This window comes from Chthonomonas sp., assembly GCA_016788115.1.
Lineage (GTDB): Bacteria > Armatimonadota > Fimbriimonadia > Fimbriimonadales > Fimbriimonadaceae > UBA2391.
This window is the reverse complement of the sequence record JAEURR010000005.1, coordinates 94,011-115,451: the sequence shown is the minus strand read 5'-3', so window position 1 is coordinate 115,451 and position 21,441 is coordinate 94,011. Positions and strand designations below refer to the sequence as shown.

Genomic DNA, 21,441 nt, shown 5'->3' with positions numbered 1-21,441 from the left:
CCGCGGATCCCCGCGCCCTCGGGACGAGGGCACAGGGATCATTCACGGCTGCCGGAGGATCAGTAGTTGATGCGGCGTGCGGTTCCCCACAGTGGCGACACGGCGTCGCGTCCTGCGGTTACTTTGAGTCCGATGTCCGAACCGTTCACTCCGGTGAAGCCCACGCTCTCAGCGTTCGAGCCGGGCAGTGGACGGAAATCGTCCGCAGCAGGGTTCACGAAGCCCGGGTTGTTGCCGATGTAGTTCGACGTCACACCGATGGCGGCTGCACCGCCAGGGCTAGCGAGCGTATCGACGTTGTGTCGCCACCAGAACGCGTTGGTCAAGTTGTTCGAGACGTTGTTTCGGAACGTGTTGCGCTTCGGATAGGTCGGGTCGTCGCTCATCAAGTTGGCCAGGTTCGGGTATGCGGTGCTGTAGGGTGCCTGGTTGTAGTTCACTTCCGAGAGCATCCCGGCCAAGTTCCAATCGTTGAGCAGGTTCGGATCGGCGACCATGCGTGCATCCATGTGCAAGTCCACTTGGTTGTCCCAGAAGACGTTGTTTCGCACCGCGTTGTCCCGGCCACCACCGATAAGCACCCCGATGGCGCAGCGTCGGAAGATGTTGCCATAGACCTGGACGCCGGAAGCACCATCGTCCATGTACATGCCGACCACGAGACCCTTGGGTCGTCCCGTCTGGGCATCGGTCACCGTCGAGACCAAGTCTTGAATCAGGTTGTTGCGTACGATGTTGCCTTGGAACGTCGGGTTGCGACCGATACCGATGGCGGACACATCATCCATGTCCTTACCGATTCGAGCGATCTCGTTGTTCTCAATCGTGTGGTTGTTGCCGTTGATGAGCACCGCCATGCTGCTCGCGTCGTGAATTCGGTTGTACGAGATCTCGGTGCCCACGCCGTGGACCCAGATACCGGGTCGGTGAGCGCGGTTGATGCGAGAATAGTTCGTGATCTCGTTATTCGTGATCACGTTGTCACCCGAGACGAGAGTAAGCCGGTCACCGCCCGAGACGCGAATGCCCATTTCGCCGACGTTCTCGATGTTGTTCGAATCGATGGTGCAGCTTTTACCGCGGGCGATGGCGATGCCATTTACGCCCATGTTGCTGACGGTGCATCCGATGATGGCGATGTTCTGGACATCGGCCATATCGAACGCGCTGCGCTGACCGTTGATGAGCTTGATGCCTTCGAATCGGACGTACTTCGTGAGATAGGCCTTCACGAGCGGGTCGCTCGAAATGGACACGGTGACGCGCTTGCCGATCTTGTCCGCTGGCGGATAGAAGTAGACCATGCCGCGCTTGGCGTCGATGTAATACTCGCCCGGCTGATCGAGCTCTTCAAGCACGTTCTGGAATCGGTATCGACCATTGGCCGCGATCCCGTACTCATTGGGAGCGACGAGGCTGACGACATTAGTGCTCTTGTTCGCGGTGGCCCGCTCGGTTGCGTCGGCCCACTCGTACTTCATGAAGCCGTTCACCCAAAATTCGTCGTCCCAACTCCAGTTCCGAACCTGATTGTCCGCCGTGCGGAAGTTCTGAGCGTTACCGTCGTGGTTGGCAGGAACGCGCAGCCACCCGGTGTTCGGGTACGTGGAGATCTTCTGCGGCTCGCCGTCCCAGAACAGTTCGGGCAGCGTGGCGGAAGTCGTCGTGTTCATCGCACGCTTTGCGAGTCGGAAGTTCTTGATGCGAAGCGAGCGGAGGCTTGCACGGACCACTTTGTCGCGAGCCTCCGGCTTGAGAAAGCTCTGCATGCTCGTGGGGACCTTGCGCCACGTCGTGAGGATACGCCCTCCGTCGATGATCGCCTTGCCCGGGTTGTCTGCCTTCCAGATGATCGGGGCGGTTGCCGTGCCGCTGTCTTCGACCTTCAGGTCCAAAGAACCGCGAAGGTTGTAGGTCCCATCAAGGATGATGACTTGTGCGCCGTTCGGGCTCAACCTCCCGGCTTGCTTCATCGCGCGGATCGTGGCTTGCGCCTTTTCGAGGTTCCGGAACGGGCCGGTCCGTTCTCGGGCGTTCACGGTTCTGCTCAGACCATCGTAGCGGTCCGACCCCCGTGGAGATACGAAAATTGTGGTTTGTGCACTCGCGAATGCCGAACCGACCAACAAGAGCAATGCGCTCAATCCCATTCCATTCAGTCGTGAAGTTTGCTTCTTCATAGTGATACACCTGCTGAAGGAACTGGTTCCGCGCAGCAGGCGGGAGGGTCTTATGCACGATTGCCGGGGGCAGTGCAAACCTGACACCATCACCGTCAGGAAGAGTGCGGGCTAGTACGTGGACGAGGGAGCATCAGAAATTCTTCAGGCCCCAGGTTTGCAACATGGCGTTCCAGACGAACCGGGGATTGTGCTTGGCATAGCGTGCGAACAGGCGCTTGGGCTCGGCGAGCAGGCGGTACAGCCACTCCAGGCCGTGGTCCTGCATCCAGCGTGGCGCGCGCTCCAGCAAGCCTGCGTGGAAGTCAAAGGCGGCACCTACGCCGAGCATCATCGTCCCGATCCGCTCCGCGTGGGAGTGCATGAAGTTCTCTTGCTTGGGGCAGCCAAGGCCGATGAAGAGGAGGTCCGTCTGCGAACTGCGGATGGTCTCCACGAGTTCGGCGTCTTCCGCGGGCAGAAGCTGGCGGAACGGAGGTGAGTAGGAATACGAAATCTTGAGCCCGCTAAATCGAGCGGTCAACTTTTCGGCGAGCAGTTTCAAGCACTCATCGCTACTGCCGTAGAAACCCACGGTCATGCCACGTCGGGCAGCCTCTTCACACACCGTGAGCGTAAGGTCTGGACCTGGAACGCGGGATTGGTTGGGGAAGCCGCGTCGGCGCAAGGTCTTGGCGACTGGCGCGCCATCGGGCACCACCATGAACGCTTCGTTCAGCACCATTCGGAATTCGGGAGCGTCGTAGGCCTCCATGATGCTGTGGACAGGGGCTGCGCACACGTAACCACTCTGCTTCCTTGCGGCGGCATCGCAGATGATGCGGGTCGCATCCGCTAGCGTGGTAGCGGCTACTTGCACCCCGAGCACGTTGCCCGTCGCAAACTCCTTTGCGGGAAGGTCAGTCGATCCGTCCGAGATAATGCCTCCGTCGCGCTGCTGCGGCAACGCGTAGCGGTCAGTTTACCGAACGGGGAACTCCCACACGCGATAACCGAGTTCGTACGCCGCTCGCTTCACGGCTTCGGCGGCATCGCGGGTGAGTTGCTTGACGGTGTGGTCGGTGCCGACGGCGTCCTCTTCAGTGACTTGAAAGAGGTTCTCGCCCTTCCCCTCGATCGAGTCGATTCCGTACAGCCGGACTTCGTGGACTTTGGGCAGATCATCAAAGAAGGCGTCAAGTCGCTCCTTCGCTTGCTGGGCGCGCTCGGCGGCATTGTCCCCGCGGAACGTGAACAGACTCTGCTTCAAAAATGTGATTGAGACGGACCCGTCGGGTTGAGGGTGCACGGTCGTCGAGAGGGTCTTTGTCACTTCGCTCCGGCGGATCGGAATCTTGGCCGTGACCAGGCGCTCTCGTAGCGATTGTGCACGTTCCATTGAGGGCGGGTGAGTGCGGTAGATTCCAAGGTCCCAATGTGCGCGATACCGGTCGTCAAAGGCAAGACGCTCCATAAACGTGAGCATGCCGACCGGGTTGAAATTGCTTTGCTGGATGTACTGCAGACCTGCGTAGTCGGCGGCCTGCTCGGCCTTGACGCTCCAGCCGCTGCCGGTCGCTTGCTGCAACAGCTGAGCCCCACCTACTGCTTCGACGCTGCCGGTGAGGATGCCTACGAGGATCAGCGGGATGGTGACGATATCGAGTTTGCTGGATTCGCGGCGGAGCGTGGCAATATGCCGAAGGCTGGCATGGGCGATCTCGTGCGCGATGACGCCTGCGAGTTCGTCATCCGACTCGGCGTAGTCGAGCAGCCCTTCGTAAATGTAGATGAAGCCGCCTGGGAGTGAGAACGCGTTCACGTCCTTACCTTCCACGACCTTGAACGTGTAGTTGAATGGGTTCAGCCGCCGGTCGCCCCAACTCACGTTCACGAGGGTCTTGTTGGCGATGTCGGCCATGGTGCGCCCGATCGCTTGCACCCGCTCGATCTCCTCGGTGCGGGTGCTGATCTTCAGCTCCTTCTCGACTTCTTTGGCGTAGCCAGAGCCGAGTGCGACATCGTCCTTCAGTTCTCGGGCGTGGCGCTCATCTTGCGCATCGGTCAATGTGGGTGCGGCCGCTGCTGCCGGTGCTGATGCAGTGGGGTCCTGGGCAAAAGCCGCCCACGCCCGGTCGATCTTCGCTTGTAACCGCGAAGGGCCGTCGCCATGTGCAGACGCACTGACGCTGCACCAGGCAAGCAGGGCCAGAACCGTCCATCGTTTGATCATCTGTCTAATTCAACGCCTCGGCCGGGCTCTCGTTCCCAAGGAGTTCGGGCACATCTCGCTGCCGATCGACGATACACAGAATGCCTAATTGGAAACCGTCATCGGCGGCGAATTGGTGGGGGGTGCCGGAGTGGATGCGGACAAGCGTTTCGGCGCAGATCTCGGACCAGGTGTCGCCAATGCGGACCCGACCGCGGCCACTCAAGATGAGGACGCAGTGCTCGTGCTGGTGACGCTCGTAGCTGGTGTATCCGCCCGGCGCGACCTCGAAAAACCGAACCTCGAACTGGCTGGCATCGGAGCTGAATAGCACCTGCCGGGTGACGTGCATCCACGTACCGGGCTCGTTCTTGTAAGAGGTGACCTCGACGCCTTCCCAGCCAGATCCGGTGCGCGCGCTGATCGGAGCGTTACTGCTCATGGGATCATTGTGACTCAGAAGAAGACCATGGGCTTAAGGATTTCGCCCCGCTTCATGCGCAGATAGGCGTCGGGGAGTTCGTCGAGTGTGATTCGGTGGCTGACGAGCTGGTCGGCACGGACCAGACCCTGCTCGATGCTCTGCATCGCCGCGCGAGTGTCTTCGGGGCCGCACGAGTAGCACGTGATGATCTCCAGATCGCGGAAGTAGAGCGCGTCGAGGTCGAGCGGCATGGGCCGTTTCGGGGGGAGCGGCGCAAACAGGACGATACGCGCTCCGGGTGCCGCCAGCTCGAGCGCTCGCTCGATAGCTGCTTGGGAACCCGGGCAGACGAAAACTACATCGTATTGCCCATCAGACTCCGCAGCGATTCCCAGGGATTCTGCGTGCGATCGGCGGTCTGGGTTTAGCTCGAAGCCGATCGCGCCCGGGCAGAGGAGCGCATGCATGAGCCCCATGACGCCGAGGCCGATGACCGCGGTCCGATCTTCGGGAGCCCAACGCGCTCGGCGTTTCGACTTCTCGACGCATGCAAGTGGCTCGATCAACGCTGCATCGCCGGGCGCGATGTGATTGACTCCGAGCGTGTCGTTGAGATTCTCTGCGCTTACCTGGAATCGCTCAGCCATGCCGCCGGGGACGAGTTTGGTCCGCTTCCACTGCGGGCAGTGAACGGTGTGTCCACGGCGGCAGAGGTCGCAGTTCAAGCAGGGAGCATGGTGGTGGGGAAAGACGCGTGCACCGACGGAGAATCTGTCGTCTTGCGATTCGATGACTCGACCGCAGACTTCGTGCCCGAGCACGTGGGGGACCTTGCGGTCCATGTACCAGTCCATGAGTTCTCCGGAGCAGAGCCCACATGCCTCGGTTTGAATCAGCAGACCACGGGGTGGACAGATCGGTTCCGGCTCATCCTCGATGCGCACGACCCCCGCGCCGTGATACCGTGCGAGCTTCATGGACGGAAGATGTACTTCAGACCGCGGCCCGTGCGCAGTCGCTCAAAGATCTCACCGGCGTCGCTGAGTTCGCACTCACCCGAGAAGATGGGCTCGACGACGAAGTTAGGATCGAGCAGCCAATTGCGGGCTTGTTGCACCGCGCCAGTGCCGAAGTGGAACGGCGAAAGTAGCGTGATCTGATCGTAATGCAATCGGTGGGTGTCGAAGGCAACGTGCGTACCCTTAGGGCAACCTCCGAACAGCACCACTTTTCCGCCACGACGGACGTAGTTGACGGTCGATTCCCACACCTCCACGTTGCCGGTGCACTCAATGACGGCGTCGTAACCCTGCCCGAGCTTCGAATCGATATCGTTCATGCTCACGGTGCGTGCGCCCAGTTGCTCGCCAATCGCCAGACGCTCGCGATTACGCCCTGCGAGCGTGACGTCGTGAATTCCGAGCCCACGCACCGCGGCGACAAAAAGCATGCCGATGGCACCGGGCCCGATGATCAAGACGCGGTCAGTGGGGACTCGCGGTTGGAGTAGCCGAAGAGCCTCGGCGACGCACGCGAGTGGTTCGAGAAGGCTCGCGCGTTCAAAGCTTACGTGCTCCGGCTTGGGGAAAACGTTCAGACGCGCGATGTGGGCGGGGATGCGTAGGTACTGCGCGTACGAGCCCAGAACCTTTGTCGCCATGATGTGCTCGCACAGGTTCTCTTGGCCCACGAGGCACCAGTAACACTGCTGGCAGGGGGCGGAGTGCACACCCATGATGTCGTCTCCCACTGCGAACGGTGCGCCCTCGCCGACACGCACCACGGTGCCGCTGTATTCGTGACCAAATCCGCCAGGCATCGGGATCTGTGGGTGGCCGCGCAGAAAGGCCTTGAGGTCGGTTCCGCAGGTTGTAGCCGCGCGCACTCGGATGAGGAGTTCGCCGGGGCCGAGTGCGGGGACCGGCACTTCGCGCATTGTCATGCTCCCCGGCTGCTCAAGGATGAGCGCTTGCATGGTGGTGGCGATGGCTTCGGTTACGGCTTGAGCTTTTGGCATAACGGGGTTAGTTAAGCCAGAATGTACCCGCTCAAGGGCCGTTGTAGGCTCGAATCAGTCCATCGGCGAATGCCTCTAGTGAGTACTGATCGTGCGCGATCACGCGCGCTGCGCTCCCCATTGCTTCCAGTCCGATCCGCATTTGCAGCGCCCCGGCGAGTGAATCGGCCAACGCCTCCTCGGAGTGGAAGAACAGACCGCTGATCATGTGATCGGCCATGAAATTCAGGTTGCCAGAACGGAAGAGGCACGTGCGGGAAGCCGCCATTGCCTCCAGTGCCAGAACGCTGAATCCCGCGCTTGGCCGATTGATGACGATGACGTCGCTTGCTGCCAGGGCCATCGGGATGGACATATTCTCGTCCGGACCAAGGAGGAGTGCATTCGGGACTCGTTCGCGAACGCGACTCATGGCATCGGCGATGGATGTCAGTTCTGAACCGTCGCGCGAGGGAGCGGCGAATGCGATGGCGGCGTCGGCGGGGAGGCCGAGTTCCTTACGTGCAAAGAGCTTGTCCATCGGCTCGGGTAGCTCAATTCCAGGTGCGAGCCGAGCGACGGGACTTACGCCCGCATCGAAGAGCGCCGCGCGGACCGGGGCGGAAAACGTCATCGTTAGACGACTTCGGTTGAGCCTGTCGATCAGAGCGGGGTGGCGTGTCCGCGGAGGATCGACGACGGTCGTCCACCATCGGGTCCGCTTCGGGAGCGCTTCTGCGCACGCCCAAGCGGGTCGGTATCCCCAGGCGTGGACGAAGTCGTAGCGACTGGCCGTTTCGGTCAGGCGTGCGCTGACCTCTCTATCGACCTGATTACCGGTCTCCTTCGGCATCCAGTGGGCGGCGTCCACGATCTCCGCGCTGACTCCTCGCTCGGCGAGGGTTGGCAGTACGCGCCGCGCACACGCAAGCATGCCCGGCGCGGGCTCTCGCATTAGCCAGAGGAGTCTCACCGATTAGCGACCGTAGGGTCGGCAGAGCGGATCGCCGACGACGACGTCTTTCCACTTGATGACCGGCGAGGCGGCGTAGAAGCTCTCGGCGAGATTCCAGCCTGCGGTGTAGCGATCGAAGATGATCTGAGGTTGGGCAAGCGCAAACGTGTACGGCTCACTCACGTACCCCTTGATGCCCGTCACCCCCTGAGAAATCAGATCGGCGATAAGGCTTTGGCCACCGGTGGCAGGCCGGAACGTGCGGCCGCTCGTACTCACGAACGTCTCGCAGAGCGCTCCGGGTTTGAAGCGAATCTTGCGGTAAGTGTCCAAGTCAAACGCTCCATCGTTGCTGCCCCAGCTGGCATAACCGGCGACCGGAGTGCCGGGGTCAATGAATTTCTCAGACCGGTCAATCACGGCTTGAAAACCCTTCCGCTTGATCACGTCGTAAGCGGCAACGAGCGTTTGCTGCATGCCTCCGTAACCGCCCGTGTTTCGATTGCCCGCGAGGTCGAAGAAGAACGGTCCGGATTCGGGCTTGGCGTTGACCGAGTTGTCCACAAGCTTCTTGGCATCGGCGATGGTGTAGCCATCCAGCCGAGTGACGAGGACCATGTTGTACTTCTTGCGGCTGAATCGCCCAACGGCATTCAGATAGGGATTACGCGCTCCCTCGATGGCTTGCTCCTTGTTCTTAGTCTCCGGCGCGAGCACTTCAGGGATCGGGGTGTTGGAAAGGTACATCGCCGCGATGGCGGCATCGGTGCCGTATCCGTTCGCGTGTGTCATTCGGATCGGCATGCCCTTTGTGAGCACGACGAAGTCGATGTCGGTTCGCTTGCGCAGCAGATCCTGAAGTGGGTACTTGACGGCGTAGTTAAACTCGCTGGCGCTGACTTCTTCAACGGCGCTGATGTCAACGGGGAAGATATTGGTTGCGGGAATGTTGCGTTTAGACGCGTAATACCGCGCGATCTCGATGCTGTCGGGCGATCCGGTGTTGACCACTACGAGAACTCGCTTGGAGTCAGCCGACGCTTTGTTGTCGGCGACACCGATCCCAACGATCTTCTGGGTATTGCCTACCCGGAGCGCGCTGGCAGGGGGCATCCCCGGGGTGTGCTGCTTGGCGCAGCCCATCAGGACAAGTGCCGTCAACACGAGGCTACCGAGCCCTCTTCGGACGTTTTTTTGTGGTCCTTCGGCGTATGCGGACCATGGCGCGTCCGATTTCGGCATACATTTTTGCTCTTGCGGCAGTCCCTTTGACAAGTCCAAGTTTGCGCTCCTTGAGGTTGTTACTGAGTCCGTGCAGCACGACCCGTGCCACTCGGATTTTCTGGCGTCGCGCAAAGGTATTCAATGTGACTTCCACACCGAAGCGGATTTCCGCCAGGTAGGGAATCGACTCGAAGAATTCTCTGCGCAAACACCGCTGGCCACTCAGATAGGGAGAGATCCGCTGGGCAGAGTCGCTGAGGAACGTTCCGCCGCGAAAGACCCCGATGGCCATGTCGCATTTGTTTAGAAGTACAGGCGTAATGATACGTTCAAAATGTTCGGGGCGCAGCCCTTGGAGGTCGGCATCGACGAAGCAGATGACGCCGCAGGAGCAGTTCGCAACTCCCATCGACATTGCGCCGCCCTTACCGATATTGGTTTTCAGGTCAACGACCTTGACTTTCGCGTAGAGGCTGGCGACTTCGGCCGTGTGGTCCGTGCTGCCGTCGCAGACGACAACGATTTCGTCGGCCAAGTTGCAGCGGGTAGCCGCGTCGAGGACGCGGCTGATGCGCGGTTCCTCGTTGTAGGCCGGGATGATGATCGCAACCCTATTGTTGAGCGGGCGGGATCTCATCGAAGCAAGCCCTTGCCTTCAAGCCGCCGTCGGAGAGAGAGCTCAACGCGGGCCTCCCATGAGTTCATTCTTCGGCCCATCTCGCCGCGCACACGGTTTAATCGGCGGAGAATTCGGACGTTTGGCACGACGATTTGGGGTTTCCAGCGGAGTTTGTACGGTTCGTCCCCGCGCAAGAAATTGAACTCGGTACAGCCCTGGTCGATGGCGCATCGGATTGTGTGGGCGATGAGGGTCGTACCGGGATTAAGTCCCTTCGCCTCGGGGTCAAATCCGCTCTGGTAGAAGAACATCGACCGGCCAGCGCGCAGCCCATAGAGCGTGCCAACTGGTCGTCCTTCATGGCGCAAGACGGCCAGGTGAAGCATGCCCGACTCGACCGCGCGCACGACAAAGCGACGGTGGAATTTGCGCGCCCGGGGCAGGCTGAAGGCTCCAGGCATGCCGCGTTTACGCCAGCGACGACCGTGCAAGTCGAAGAAGATTGCGAGGTGCTCGTGCGCCTCTTCCGGTGTGGAGGCCACTTGAATGTCGGGGTTCGAGCGCATGGCCTTGCTAACGTCGTACCGTAGGCTCTTGCTGAGGGTCTTGGTGTACTCCTCGAATGTCTGCGGCAGGGTCAGTACGGGACATGCGGCTTGGACGGCGCCGTCTTCCATGGCGATGGCGAGCGGGTTCTGCTCGGGAACCTGGTGAAGATCAAGCAGATCGACATTTGATTGGCAGAGATGGTCGGCGAGCTCGAGACCGCGGGGCTCGGTCGCCAAAGGCGTGAGATAGTCCGAGTGCCCTGTGCCCATGCTTCGGAGTGCGCGCCAAGGAGCGGCGGTGCGCATCATGGGAAACAGTACATTTAGTTCGTCACCCTGTCGGCCAGTCACGATGTGCGGCTGTCTCACCCCACGATAGACTTCCCACCAAGTTTGAATCCAAGCTGGCGACTGGAAGGGGTTCGCAGACGCCGTCGTCCGAAAGAGCTCTTGCCATTCCGTCTCGATCGTCTGAATCCAGTTTTCGGATTCCAGCACCTCCCACCGCAGCACGTTTCATTATAACGGGGAGGCGTGCAAGTGAGTTTCCAAGAGAGTCATAGAAAAGCCCCATCGGATCTCCGATGGGGCTTTTGGCGCGAGCCGGAGGGCGAGCTTAGCGCGAGCCGAAGATCTTGCGCAGAAGTCGCAGGATTTCGAGGTAGAGCCATACGATGGTCACGGTCATACCGAACGCCGCGTACCACTCCATGTATGCCGGTGCCTGGTTCTTCACTCCGCGTTCGATCAGGTCAAAGTCCAGCAAGAAGTTGAACGCAGCGAGGCCGATGACGAAGATACTGAAGGCGATACCGATCGGCCCGCCGTTGAAGATCGCCAACCCGCCGACAAACGACGGAAAGATGAAGCTGGCGCAGAATGCGAGCACGTAAGTAATCGCGACCGCCGCTGTTGCGCCGATGATAATGCTACGCATCGTGTCTGTGACGACGATGATACGCTTGGCAAAAAGGAACAGCATGACCCCGAGCGTCACGAGCGTGCCCAGGATCGCGATGGGGACACCCATCGAACCGATCGCGCTGTCCTTCAGCATCTCTTGCGAGAAGACCGAGATCGTGCCGACCGCAAGCCCGGAGATCACGGCGTAGAACGGCGCGAGGACCGAGGACTTTTCCGGTTGTCGATACAGCCAGAATGCGAGCCCTAAACCACCGACGAAGGCGAGGATCAGAAAGAACACGTTGGGGATGTTCCATCCGACGACCGCCGCGGCGGTGACGATGGCTAGCATGATCCCAATCTTGTTGATCGTGCCCTTCAGAGTCATCGTGCCGTAGCCAGTCACGTCGGACGGCGAGTACATCGGCCGTTCGAATTTGTCTTCGCGCATGGTCGGATTGCTTTGTGATTTCATGGTGCGGGTACCTACTCCATAGTACGTGGAAACAAGCCAGATCGTAGCGGAGGGCTACTAAGCTGGAGCGATGGTCACGGCAGTCCCGTAAGCAATGACTTCGGTACAGCCTTGCGCGATCTCCGTGGCGTCATAGCGAACAGCCAGCAGGGCATTGGCCCCCACGGCAGCGGCGTGGGCGATCATTCGCTCGTAAGCCTCGGCACGAGCTTGTTCGGCGAGCTCGGTGTAAAGCGTGATGTTCCCACCGAACATGGTTTGGAAGCCCGCGCCGATCTGTCCAAACACGGATCGAGATCGAACCGTGATCCCGCGCACGACGCCGAAGTTTCGCACAACTTTGTAGCCGTCGAAGCTGTTTGCAGTGGTGACCCAAGCATGCATATCACTCATGCTGCGAGGATACACCTTTCGTGCAAAATGCTCGCATGGCCATGACGAAGGAGTTTAGGGCTTACGTAGAGGATCGGCTAGCAGCGGTGGTGGAGATTCGGTCGCGTGCGATGTTTGGCGGGCTCGGGGTCTTCCACAACGACATGATCTTCGCGGTTGCCGATGATGGGGTGGTGTACTTAAAGGTGGATGATTCGAACCGAGCCGACTTTGAGGCGGTCGGCAAAGAAGCGTTCGTCCCGTTTGATGGCGCAAAGCCGATGGGCTACTACGAGATCCCTGATGGTCTTCTGGAAAACCCGGAAGAGCTCAAGGTCTGGGTGGACAAGGCGATCCACGTCGCCGAGACTGCCGCGCTCAAGAAGCCAAAGAAGCGTTAATCGAACTCTTCTTCGCCAGTCGGCTCGTTTTCGGTGCCGAGCATCATGGTGTGTGCATTGAACAGGATGGGACGCTCGAATCGGAGCATGTCCACCATCGCCATGTACGTCGGCTGGCTCAGGCCGGTGAGTGGAGTCTCCGTGCTGGCTTCGCCGGGCAAGTTATGGGTGAGGACGATCTCGCCAATGCCTGCTTGAGTGTCCCAGTAGAGCCGGTAGTAGGAGACGCGAGACCATGCATTCATGGCTACATTGTGGTCGAAGATCTTAGGCGCATGCAGAAACTGCTGCTCTCCCCGCAAGTCTCGCAGTAGAATAGCCGCATTATGTGGCCCAAATCAGCTCTTCGCTCAGTTGGCATCGCGTGCGTGCTGGCGTCCTCGGTGCTCGCAATCGCCGCCGCTCCCTCCATCGGCTCACCTGCACCGGCCCTTAAGGTCTCGTCGTGGGCCAAGGGGACTCCCGTCACCACATTCAAAAAGGGCAGCGTTTACGTCGTCGAGTTCTGGGCGACGTGGTGTGGCCCCTGCAAGCAGAGCATTCCTCACCTGACTGAACTTGCCAAGGAGTTCAAGGGAAAGGTCACGTTCATCGGAGTGAGCGTCTGGGAACGCGGAAATGACATTCCTGGTGTGGTCAAGAAGTTTGTCGACGAGATGGGCGACAAGATGGCCTACAACGTAGCGCTTGACGACGGCACGACGATGGCGGAGACTTGGATGAAGGCATACAGCCAGCGTGGCATTCCCGCCGCGTTCATCGTCAACGGCGAAGGGAAGATCGCGTGGATCGGTCATCCCATGGACGACCTTGGCGAAACGTTGACCGCAGTTCTTGCAGGTAAGCACAACATCGCCGAGCAGAAGGCTCGATTTGAGGAAGAGCGCGCGCGAGAGGCTAAGGAGGCCGCGATCGATGCCGAACTGAAGCAGGCTCGTGACTTCTACGCTGCTGGCAGCACCGACAAGGCGATCGAGATTTGGAATCGTACGATGAAGGACTCACCCGCGCGGACCGCAGACGTGGTCTCCGAGCGACTGGTCGCGGTTCACGATAAGGATCGCGCGTTGGTGCCAGCTGAGATCGCTGGGTTTGCGGGCTCAGACGATGTACGCGTTGCCGAGGGCCTGGCGATGTACAGCTTGATGGTGACAATGAAATCGAAAACGCCAGTCGCAGAAGACCAGCCCCTGATCACCGCGGCTGCCGATGCGGCCGACAAGGTGAACAAGGACCGCGACCCCTACGTGCTGTACTATCTGGCGCAGCTCTCGTACCTGCGCAAAGATTTTGAACAGGCGCAGCGGAAATTGGACAAGGCGATCGAAGTGACGCCGGGCTCGCGGTTCAAGGACGATCCGGGCTTCTTGGACTTCCTGCAGAAAGCTAAGCTGCGCTTCGCGAAGTAACTCTACTTCCGATACGTCAGCCCATCCATCTCGCGAATCTCGACGGTCACGGCACATTCGCCCGCGTCCACGAGGTTCGCGAGATGTTCTTTCATCAGTGCGAAGATCGCGTCGGCCCAGTGTCCGCGGAGATCGGCTGGCCTTCCGGTCATTAGGCAAAAGGTCACGTGGGCAAACCCGCTCGGTGCCCCGGCTCCCATGATGGTGGCGGTGCTGGGGCGGCAGTAGCCTTTCACCGCGGCGGAGTTCACCGTCTCGAAGCTCGATGCCAATGCGACCAGCTTTTGGAGCAGCTCAGTTTGGGCAGGGACGTCCAAAAGGTTGGGTGAAAGCTCGAGCTGGAGGTGGGGCATGTTCAAGAAAATACTTGAATCGAAACGACTTTCACGATTGTCGTTACTAAAAAGCGGCTCAGCCGCACCGAAAACGCCACGGAGACGAGGGGCGACAAAGCCAGGCAACGGCGCCTGATCCGCGCGGAATCTCCGAAGCTTCCTAAGAAAATTAGTTGGGCGCCCGCTAAGCGAGCGCCCGTTTTCTTGTAGGTGAAGTGGCGCATATTATGCGCTTTGGATGGGATGTCCTAGAAAAGCGAGGATGGACTCTTGGTTGCCCTTGTCGGTCGTCGCGATAAACAGCGTATCGTCGCCGGCGAGGGTACCGACCATGCCCTCAAGATCGTTTTCATCAAGGTGAACGCCAACGAGATTGGCCGCGCCCACCGCCGTACGCACTACGATGAGGTGATCTCCAGCCGCGGTCGCACCGAGCACGGCACCCAGCGGGGAGCCGCCGAGACCCAAAGGACCGGCCGGTAATACGTATGCACCACCAGACTTGACGATGCCCAAGCGGTTCAAGTCGCGAGACACGGAACTTTGGGTGACGTTGTAGCCTAGTTCTGAAAGTCGATCCACTACGGATTGTTGACTTTCCAGGCGCTCAGAGCGAACGAGGTGCCGGATGACTCCCCAGCGCTCCTCGCGCGTAGCGTCGTGAGCTGGCATACGGCATTATGCGCTTGCGCGGTTTCAGGCTTGCATGGTTAACGCTGAAAAGCGCGAGATATTTTGCAATCGAAACGGTTTCGCAAACGATTGTTAGGCCGGTAGGACATATCGCCTAATGATCAAAAGACCAGCAAGGTGGGGACGTAGGGGATGGCGTTTGGTGGGCCCAACTGGATTCGAACCGGTGACCTCACCCTTATCAGGGGTGCGCTCTAACCAACTGAGCTATGAGCCCGCGCCGAGGGAAAAGGATACCCAAGGGTCACGGGTCTTCGCAATGGATCGAGAATTCGTGACGAATCGCGGCAGTGGTGCGTCTAACCGGTTGGTGAAGGGCGATAGACAGGCCGCAAGGATGCCCGCTATACTGCATCCAATTGCGGTTCGCCGCTTCCTCGGAGGATCAACCCAGGCATGAGTATTCGTTCAAAGTCGAGCTTGATTGCGGTGTGCGCCGCGTTGGTAAGCGGTGCGTGCGCGCAGTTTAGCGGACCTGCTCCGTTGGCATGGCGGTGGGCACAGCCCACTTCGGTCGCTCCAGGCGGCGCGATGGCCACCGACGGCACTACCCTCTTCGCTGCGGTAGGCAATCGTATCTACGCGATCGACCGGATCACCGGGAATCAGCGATGGCGCTTTCCAACCGCCGAACCGCTCGACTCGAACTTTCGAACGGGCACGGTTCTAGGTGACGGGATTGTTGTCGCTGCGGCGGACAATCGCACGCTTTACGGCATCGATGCGACCACCGGTGCCTCCAAGTGGACGTACAACACGACCGCTACGGTGGTGGGCGCCCCGATCATGGTCGGGAAGTACGTGGTGTTCGCGATGTCGGACAACACGTTGATGGCGATCTACGCCAACGACGGGACCGCAGCATGGATCGCCCCGCAGCGCGTGTTTGACGGGATTCAAGGATTCATCTCCAGCTACCTGGATAACATCATCTTCGTCACGCAGCGCCAGGAGCTTGTGAGCGTGAACGTGGGGTCGCAGAACAAGAACTGGGGCCAAAAGTTTGCCGTGCTGAATGGCGACGTGAAGCCGACCATATTCGGCGACCAGGTGTATCTGAGTTCGAGCACGTTCCTCGTCACGGTCAGTGCGATCGACGGTAGGAAGCGATGGCAAGTCGATGCCCAGATGCCGTTGCTGCGAAATCCTTCAGTGAACTCGACTGGAGTTGCCGTGAGCACTCGCGACGGGCGCTTGATGGTTTTTGATCTCAGTGGACGCCGCGTGCTCAAGCAGCCGTTCAATGTAGGCTCGATTGCGGCCGTGGATCCGCTGATCGTGGGAGACTTTGCCGCGATCGGATCGCAGAATGGCGAACTTTCGATGATCAACGTTAAGACGGGCGAGTTAGTCTGGAACTATCTTGTGCCACCGCTCGTGAAGACCACACCAGCTGCGGCCGAGGGAAGCGCAGCGGCGAAGCCAGAGTTTGTTCAGGCAGCGATTGCACCCTTGCTGATCTCGGATTCGATCTACGTGGTGGGTCGTGACGGAAGCATCCTGAGCTTTGACCGAAAGAATGGTGTGGACCTGACGCCCCCTGAGATCAAGATGCTCTATCCGAACCCGGGCGAAGCGGTCAAGGGCAAGCCGCCGTTCGATGTGTTCTTCCAAATCGACGACATTGCTTCGGGGTTGAATACGCGCACGCTGAAAATTGAGGTTGACGGCACCGTATGCGAGTCAACCAAGACCCGCGAGGGCTACACCCTTGTACGATTCTCACTCGACGGCAAGAATAAACCCCTGCAGAATGGTCGGCGCATGTTCAAGGTCACCGCTTCGGACTGGCTGGGTAACACGGCCGTCAAGGAGTTCGCGTTGATCATCGACGCAAGCATCCCCGATTCGAAGCCGGCTACTAACAATCCGCGCACAGGGCCCGGCCCGGGTCGCGGCGGCCCTAGCGACGGCTCGCGAGGCTAATCGCTGCGCATGCAGCCAGCGTTTTGGCAGTATCTGGCCGCAGCTGAATTGCCAGCGACAAAGGCCCAAGCTCTGCTCGCAGAGCTTGGGCTTTCCTCTTTGCCACCCATCGGCTTCATGCTCGCGTGGAAGTCGCTGTCCGATCGGGAGCGCGGGTTGATGAAGAACTGCGACATGGCGGCATTCGAGAGCGCGCTGGCACGCGGGGTCGAAGTCTGGGAGAATCCCGAGTATCGGGAGGTGGATCCTACGCGATTCTCGCCGGTACTGTTCCGATGGGGGCAGGCAGCGGCCTTCGATGCGCCGATCGTCGCCATTGTGGGGACACGTCGGTCCACGACGTACGGGACGGCGGCCGCGGCTAAATTCGCAGGCGCACTTGCGGGTGCGGGCATCACGGTCGCTAGCGGCGGGGCGCTGGGCATTGACTATGCCGCCCACCGAGGCGCAGTCGATGCTGGGGGTCGGAGCCTGGCCGTACTTCCATGCGGGGTGGATCGCGCCTATCCCGAGCGACATCGCGACTTGTACACCGAGATCCGTCAGCGGGGGTGCCTCGTGAGTCAATACGCCTGCGGCTTCCGAACGAACTCCGATTACAGTTTTCTGCAGCGGAACGCGACGTTGGCTGCGCTTGCCGACCTAGTGTTGGTGATCGAGGCTCCCGAACGCTCGGGAGCGATCTCGACCGCCTCGGCGGCGATTGACCAAAACAAGCCAGTGTTGGTCGTTCCGGGCAACATCACGATGCCTTCGTTTGAAGGCTCACACCAACTCATCCGCGATGGGGCGACCCTGGTGACGCACCCAGCCCACGTGCTGGAGGCCTTGAGCTGGAGCGGCGCGCTACCGGAGTCCACCCGCTCCGAGCCCACGAACGATCTGCAGGTCAAGATCTTGGATGTCCTCGGCGCAGAGTCGCTCTCGGCGGAGAAGATTAGCGAGCTCACGGGAATTGAGAGTGCGGAGGTCCTCGCCGAACTGACTGACCTAGAACTCGACGGTATCGTCCTGCGCGACGGGATCGGATATGCTCTGAATCCGTGAGCGAATCGGCTTATCTCATTGGACCGAACGGGTACGGCGCATATCGATACGAAATGCGCGGCGGAACTGTCCACGTGGGCGAGCCGGTGGAGGCCGCGGATGCGATCCTCGCGCCTGGATTCGTTGACATTCACATCCACGGCGCGTTTGGAACCGATTTCATGAGCGCGACCCGCGCCGAGATGGACGATCTGGGTTCTGCGCTGGGCGACATCGGCTACGAGACTTACTTGCCGACTACGGTGACCGCGTCGCCCGAAGCCGTGTTGGATGCGCTGTCGAACCTGCCCGTCTCGCTCATGGTCGGCGGCTTCCACCTGGAAGGGCCGTTCATCAGCCCCGATTTTCCCGGCGCGCAGCCCCCTAGCGCGATCCTCGATCCGCCGGCGGTCGGCAGCGCATGGGACCCTGTCCTCGAAGACCCTAGGCTACGAGTCATTACCGTGGCCCCCGAGCGGCCAAACGCCTTACCGCTCATCCAGCGGCTGTCCGCGCGCGGAGTGATCGTGAGCATGGGGCACACCAATTGCACGTTCGCGGAGGGTCAGAGGGCGGTCGAGGCCGGAGCGCGCCACACCACCCACACTTACAATGCGATGCGTCCTCTTCACCACCGAGAGGCCGGGATGGTCGGGTTCGCGTTGAGTTCGGCTTCGGTCACTGCAGAACTCATCTACGACCGGGTCCACGTCTGTCCCGAGGCGGCGGGGTTGCTGATCCAGTGCAAGGGTGCCGACGGCGTGATCGCGGTCAGCGACAGTACGTTGGCAAGCGGGTTACCTCCAGGGCAGACGATTGACATGTGGGGTCTGGTGTGCGTGACCTCGCGCGGACAGATCCGGTTGAAATCCAACGGAGCTCTCGCGGGGAGCGCGATCACGCTGCTGGATGCCTTTCGGAACCTGGCCGCCGACTTCGGCCCGGAGTTTGCGATGCGGGCCACGAGCCTGAACCCTCGGAGGGCCTTGCGCATTGCCACCCCTCCAGCGGTGTGGAGCGTGTTTGACCTAGACTTGAACCTCGTCAAGGTTCACCACTTAGCATGCTGACCCTGGTGGACACGAGCCGCCCTGAACCCGCATAATCGAATCGGTCTTGTATGTCCGTATTTACTCAGTTTAAGCGCAGCGTCTTCGGGAAGCCGATCGCCACGAAGCACGCGCACCACGAGCGTTTGCCGAAAAGGATCGCGCTCCCAGTTTTTGCATCCGATGCCCTTTCGAGCGTCGCGTATGCCTCGGAAGAAATCATGCACATCTTTCGAGACCACAAGGCGCTGCACCTTCTGAGCTTCACGCTGAACATCTCGGTGCTGATTTCGGTCCTGATCCTCCTCGTGAGCGTCAGCTACGTTCAGACGATCTACGCCTATCCGGGCGGAGGTGGATCGTACACTGTTGCGCGATCAAACCTGGGTGTCCGTGCGGGGATGGTCGCAGGCGCATCGCTCCTGATCGACTATGTTCTTACGGTTGCGGTGTCGATCTCGGCAGGCGTGGCCGCAATTGTCTCGATGGCTCCTCAGACCCAGCCGTACGTGGTGCACATGTGTGTGGCCGCGATCCTAGTCGTGACGATCGCAAACTTGCGCGGTGCGAAGGAGAGCGGGGCTGTCTTCGCGGTGCCGACTTACGCTTTCATTGTCTTGATGCTCGGGTTGATTTTCGTGGGTATGACCCGTCCCATCGCGCCGATTCCCCAGGTCATTCTGGACTCGAGAGCTGCCGCGCATCCCGATCTCGCCGGGTTTGCATACATCTTTCTGCTCGGTCGAGCCTTCGCTGCTGGGTGTACTGCTCTAACGGGTATCGAGGCGGTCTCGAACGGAACCAGTGCGTTTAAGGAGCCGGTATCGCGCAATGCGTCGATCACCTTGGCGGTTATGTCCCTCACGTTGGGCACACTCTTTATCGGCGTTTCGTACCTAGCCGAGCGGTTCCACGTCTTGCCGATGGAGTTCTCGCAGGACGGGTTTATGACGGTGATCGCCCAAATTGCGGCGCACATCTACGGTCAGAACCACTGGTATTTTTACGCGGTTCAGGTTGCGACGGCGGGGATCCTGCTGCTTGCCGCGAATACGGCCTATGCCGACTTTCCCCGTATTGCCAGCATCCTGGCGCGCGACGGATTCTTGCCTCGGCAGCTCAATGCGCAGGGCGACCGACTGGTCTTCCAGAACGGCATCGTCACGTTGGCGTTTTTGGCGATTGTTCTCGTGATTGGGTTCGGCGGCAACGTGAGTCGGTTGGTACCGCTGTATGCGGTGGGTGTCTTCCTGTGCTTCACCTTGAGCCAGTTCGGCATGGTGGTGTATGAGCGAAAGCACAAACGACCGCTCTGGTCGCAAGCGATGAGCGCGATCGGTGGCACCATCACCGGCGTCGTCACGATTGTTATTTTCACGACAAAGTTTAAAGAGGGGGCCTGGATTGTTCTGATTGCGGCCACCGCGATCATCCTCGTGCTAGCGGCGGTTCGAAGGCACTACACTTACCTGGCAAACGAACTGAACATCGCCCCTGGCGACGTGCTCCCGGAAGTGAAGACGACGGTGCTGCTGCTCGTGCCGCGTGTGCACCGCGGCGTGCTGCATGCGATCGCGTATGCCAAGGCGATGTCGCAAGACGTGCGCGCCGTGCACGTGACCCTCGACCAAAAGAGCGCGGAGCGAATCAAGGGCGATTGGAACACCTTCGGTGCGGACATTCCGCTGGTGATCCTTGAGTCGCCGTACCGGTCACTCATTGAACCCGTGACGGACTACATCGATGAAACGCTCAATGAGGATCCCACGTGTATGGTCACGGTGATTGTCCCGCAAGCCGTACCGAAGCGCTGGTACCACAGCCTCCTCCACAACAACGCCGCCGTCGCCCTGAAGTACGCGCTGGGTGCGCGAAAGAACGTCGTGATTACCAACGTGAGGTACTTCCTTCAATGATCGTCGAGTCGTACGATGACCTGATCGTCCTTTCGGGGGCGCTGCGCTCGAACTTTTGGCACACGGTGCACACGGCGATCTCGCTGGCCCTGCGTCGCTCTCCAGAAGGGGTTGTCATCGATTGCAGCGGCATCACCGAGTGCAACGCCGCCGGGGCGGATACGTTCAGGGACATTCAGGGATTCATCGAGCGGCAAAATGCGCGGGTCATCGTGGCTGCGGTGCCCGAAAACGTCATGCTCGTACTTCGACAGGTGGAGGAGGTTCGCTCCCAGCTTCCGATTGCGTCCTCGGTGGAAGAGGCGCGCACCTCGCTGTACCGCTTGAGCGATGCCGATGAGCACGATGGCAAGGCGAAAAAGAAGCGACCCACCAAGGCGATCTCTACACGGTATTTGGTGTGTCTGCTGCAGAGTTCGAGCGACGGTTATGCACTGAAGCTGGCGTGCGAGCACGCAGAGATGAACCATGCCGCGCTGACCCTCTTGGCACCGGTGCTTGTGCCGCGCGACTTGCCCCTTCAGTCCCCGCTCCCGGACGAGGAGCAGGCCGCGGTGAGCAGTCTGGAGAAGGCAGAAACCGTCTGTGAGGAACGCGACATCGTGAGCGAGAAGGTCATGGAGCGAGGGCGCGACATCGCGACGATGATCTTGGACGCGGTCACGGAGACCGGGGTGAGCCAAGTGTTCTTGCCCTTGCCGGGCTCGACCGATGGATTCGATGTGGACTCAAAGCTTGTGAAGTCCGTACTTGGGAAAGTGTCTTTGCCGCTGCATTTTGTGCGCGATCAGGTTTAACG

Annotated in this window: 22 protein-coding genes and 1 tRNA gene; 7 read left to right on the top strand and 16 right to left on the bottom strand. The window is 60.2% G+C overall.

Features of this window, described 5'->3' with window-relative positions; all coding sequences use genetic code 11:
• Positions 1-59 precede the first annotated feature (59 nt).
• From JNM85_03160 to JNM85_03105, 12 genes are all read right to left on the bottom strand, one after another.
• Positions 60-2,180, bottom strand: a complete 2,121-nt coding sequence (locus tag JNM85_03160; protein ID MBL8087054.1) for a right-handed parallel beta-helix repeat-containing protein — start codon at positions 2,178-2,180, stop codon at positions 60-62.
• A 133-nt stretch (positions 2,181-2,313) separates the two neighbouring features.
• Complete coding sequence (locus JNM85_03155) at positions 2,314-3,126, bottom strand: WecB/TagA/CpsF family glycosyltransferase (protein ID MBL8087053.1); 813 nt, start codon at positions 3,124-3,126, stop codon at positions 2,314-2,316.
• A gap of 15 nt (positions 3,127-3,141) precedes the next feature.
• The gene (locus JNM85_03150) at positions 3,142-4,392 is read right to left on the bottom strand and encodes a M48 family metalloprotease (protein ID MBL8087052.1); all 1,251 of its coding nucleotides are present in this window, start codon (positions 4,390-4,392) and stop codon (positions 3,142-3,144) included.
• Positions 4,393-4,396: 4 nt separating this feature from the next.
• The gene (locus tag JNM85_03145; GenBank protein ID MBL8087051.1) at positions 4,397-4,813 is read right to left on the bottom strand and encodes a cupin domain-containing protein; all 417 of its coding nucleotides are present in this window, start codon (positions 4,811-4,813) and stop codon (positions 4,397-4,399) included.
• A 14-nt stretch (positions 4,814-4,827) separates the two neighbouring features.
• The gene (locus JNM85_03140) at positions 4,828-5,772 is read right to left on the bottom strand and encodes an alcohol dehydrogenase catalytic domain-containing protein (GenBank protein MBL8087050.1); all 945 of its coding nucleotides are present in this window, start codon (positions 5,770-5,772) and stop codon (positions 4,828-4,830) included.
• Complete coding sequence (locus JNM85_03135) at positions 5,769-6,812, bottom strand: alcohol dehydrogenase catalytic domain-containing protein (GenBank protein ID MBL8087049.1); 1,044 nt, start codon at positions 6,810-6,812, stop codon at positions 5,769-5,771. The genes JNM85_03140 and JNM85_03135 overlap by 4 nt, the downstream gene beginning before the upstream one ends.
• A gap of 31 nt (positions 6,813-6,843) precedes the next feature.
• Complete coding sequence (locus JNM85_03130; GenBank protein ID MBL8087048.1) at positions 6,844-7,764, bottom strand: hypothetical protein; 921 nt, start codon at positions 7,762-7,764, stop codon at positions 6,844-6,846.
• Between the two features lie 3 nt (positions 7,765-7,767).
• Positions 7,768-8,910 carry a TIGR03790 family protein gene (locus tag JNM85_03125; GenBank protein MBL8087047.1) on the bottom strand — a complete coding sequence of 381 codons (1,143 nt, stop codon included), beginning with the start codon at positions 8,908-8,910 and terminating at the stop codon, positions 7,768-7,770.
• Positions 8,911-8,914: 4 nt separating this feature from the next.
• On the bottom strand, positions 8,915-9,607 hold the full coding sequence (locus tag JNM85_03120; protein MBL8087046.1) for a glycosyltransferase family 2 protein: 693 nt from the start codon (positions 9,605-9,607) through the stop codon (positions 8,915-8,917).
• Positions 9,604-10,650: a GNAT family N-acetyltransferase gene (locus JNM85_03115; protein MBL8087045.1), complete on the bottom strand. Its 1,047-nt coding sequence runs from the start codon at positions 10,648-10,650 to the stop codon at positions 9,604-9,606. Before JNM85_03115 ends, JNM85_03120 begins: the two co-directional genes overlap by 4 nt.
• Before the next feature lie 103 nt (positions 10,651-10,753).
• Positions 10,754-11,515: a Bax inhibitor-1/YccA family protein gene (locus tag JNM85_03110; protein ID MBL8087044.1), complete on the bottom strand. Its 762-nt coding sequence runs from the start codon at positions 11,513-11,515 to the stop codon at positions 10,754-10,756.
• A 57-nt stretch (positions 11,516-11,572) separates the two neighbouring features.
• Positions 11,573-11,908: a heavy metal-binding domain-containing protein gene (locus JNM85_03105; protein MBL8087043.1), complete on the bottom strand. Its 336-nt coding sequence runs from the start codon at positions 11,906-11,908 to the stop codon at positions 11,573-11,575.
• 20 nt (positions 11,909-11,928) lie between these two features.
• Between JNM85_03105 and JNM85_03100 the strand changes: the two genes are divergently transcribed.
• Complete coding sequence (locus JNM85_03100; GenBank protein ID MBL8087042.1) at positions 11,929-12,288, top strand: TfoX/Sxy family protein; 360 nt, start codon at positions 11,929-11,931, stop codon at positions 12,286-12,288.
• Here JNM85_03100 and JNM85_03095 read toward each other — a convergent pair.
• Positions 12,285-12,533: a hypothetical protein gene (locus tag JNM85_03095; GenBank protein MBL8087041.1), complete on the bottom strand. Its 249-nt coding sequence runs from the start codon at positions 12,531-12,533 to the stop codon at positions 12,285-12,287. The genes JNM85_03100 and JNM85_03095 overlap by 4 nt on opposite strands.
• 81 nt (positions 12,534-12,614) lie before the next feature.
• Between JNM85_03095 and JNM85_03090 the strand changes: the two genes are divergently transcribed.
• Complete coding sequence (locus JNM85_03090) at positions 12,615-13,697, top strand: redoxin family protein (GenBank protein ID MBL8087040.1); 1,083 nt, start codon at positions 12,615-12,617, stop codon at positions 13,695-13,697.
• A 2-nt stretch (positions 13,698-13,699) separates the two neighbouring features.
• Here JNM85_03090 and JNM85_03085 read toward each other — a convergent pair whose 3' ends face one another.
• The 3 genes from JNM85_03085 to JNM85_03075 form a co-directional block, all read right to left on the bottom strand.
• Entirely contained in the window at positions 13,700-14,050 is a 351-nt protein-coding gene (locus tag JNM85_03085; GenBank protein MBL8087039.1) for a hypothetical protein, read from the bottom strand.
• 207 nt (positions 14,051-14,257) lie between these two features.
• Positions 14,258-14,704 carry a hypothetical protein gene (locus JNM85_03080; GenBank protein MBL8087038.1) on the bottom strand — a complete coding sequence of 149 codons (447 nt, stop codon included), beginning with the start codon at positions 14,702-14,704 and terminating at the stop codon, positions 14,258-14,260.
• 161 nt (positions 14,705-14,865) lie between these two features.
• Positions 14,866-14,942 (bottom strand) — tRNA-Ile (locus tag JNM85_03075).
• A gap of 179 nt (positions 14,943-15,121) precedes the next feature.
• Between JNM85_03075 and JNM85_03070 the strand changes: the two genes are divergently transcribed.
• The 5 genes from JNM85_03070 to JNM85_03050 are packed head-to-tail and all read left to right on the top strand — an operon-like array spanning position 15,122 to position 21,439.
• Positions 15,122-16,651 carry a PQQ-like beta-propeller repeat protein gene (locus JNM85_03070; GenBank protein MBL8087037.1) on the top strand — a complete coding sequence of 510 codons (1,530 nt, stop codon included), beginning with the start codon at positions 15,122-15,124 and terminating at the stop codon, positions 16,649-16,651.
• Between the two features lie 9 nt (positions 16,652-16,660).
• Positions 16,661-17,698, top strand: a complete 1,038-nt coding sequence (locus JNM85_03065) for a DNA-protecting protein DprA (protein ID MBL8087036.1) — start codon at positions 16,661-16,663, stop codon at positions 17,696-17,698.
• Positions 17,695-18,747, top strand: coding sequence for an amidohydrolase family protein (locus tag JNM85_03060; protein ID MBL8087035.1), 1,053 nt, complete (start codon positions 17,695-17,697; stop codon positions 18,745-18,747). The genes JNM85_03065 and JNM85_03060 overlap by 4 nt, the downstream gene beginning before the upstream one ends.
• Before the next feature lie 50 nt (positions 18,748-18,797).
• Entirely contained in the window at positions 18,798-20,642 is a 1,845-nt protein-coding gene (locus JNM85_03055; GenBank protein ID MBL8087034.1) for an APC family permease, read from the top strand.
• On the top strand, positions 20,639-21,439 hold the full coding sequence (locus JNM85_03050) for a universal stress protein (protein MBL8087033.1): 801 nt from the start codon (positions 20,639-20,641) through the stop codon (positions 21,437-21,439). The genes JNM85_03055 and JNM85_03050 overlap by 4 nt, the downstream gene beginning before the upstream one ends.
• Positions 21,440-21,441 lie beyond the last annotated feature (2 nt).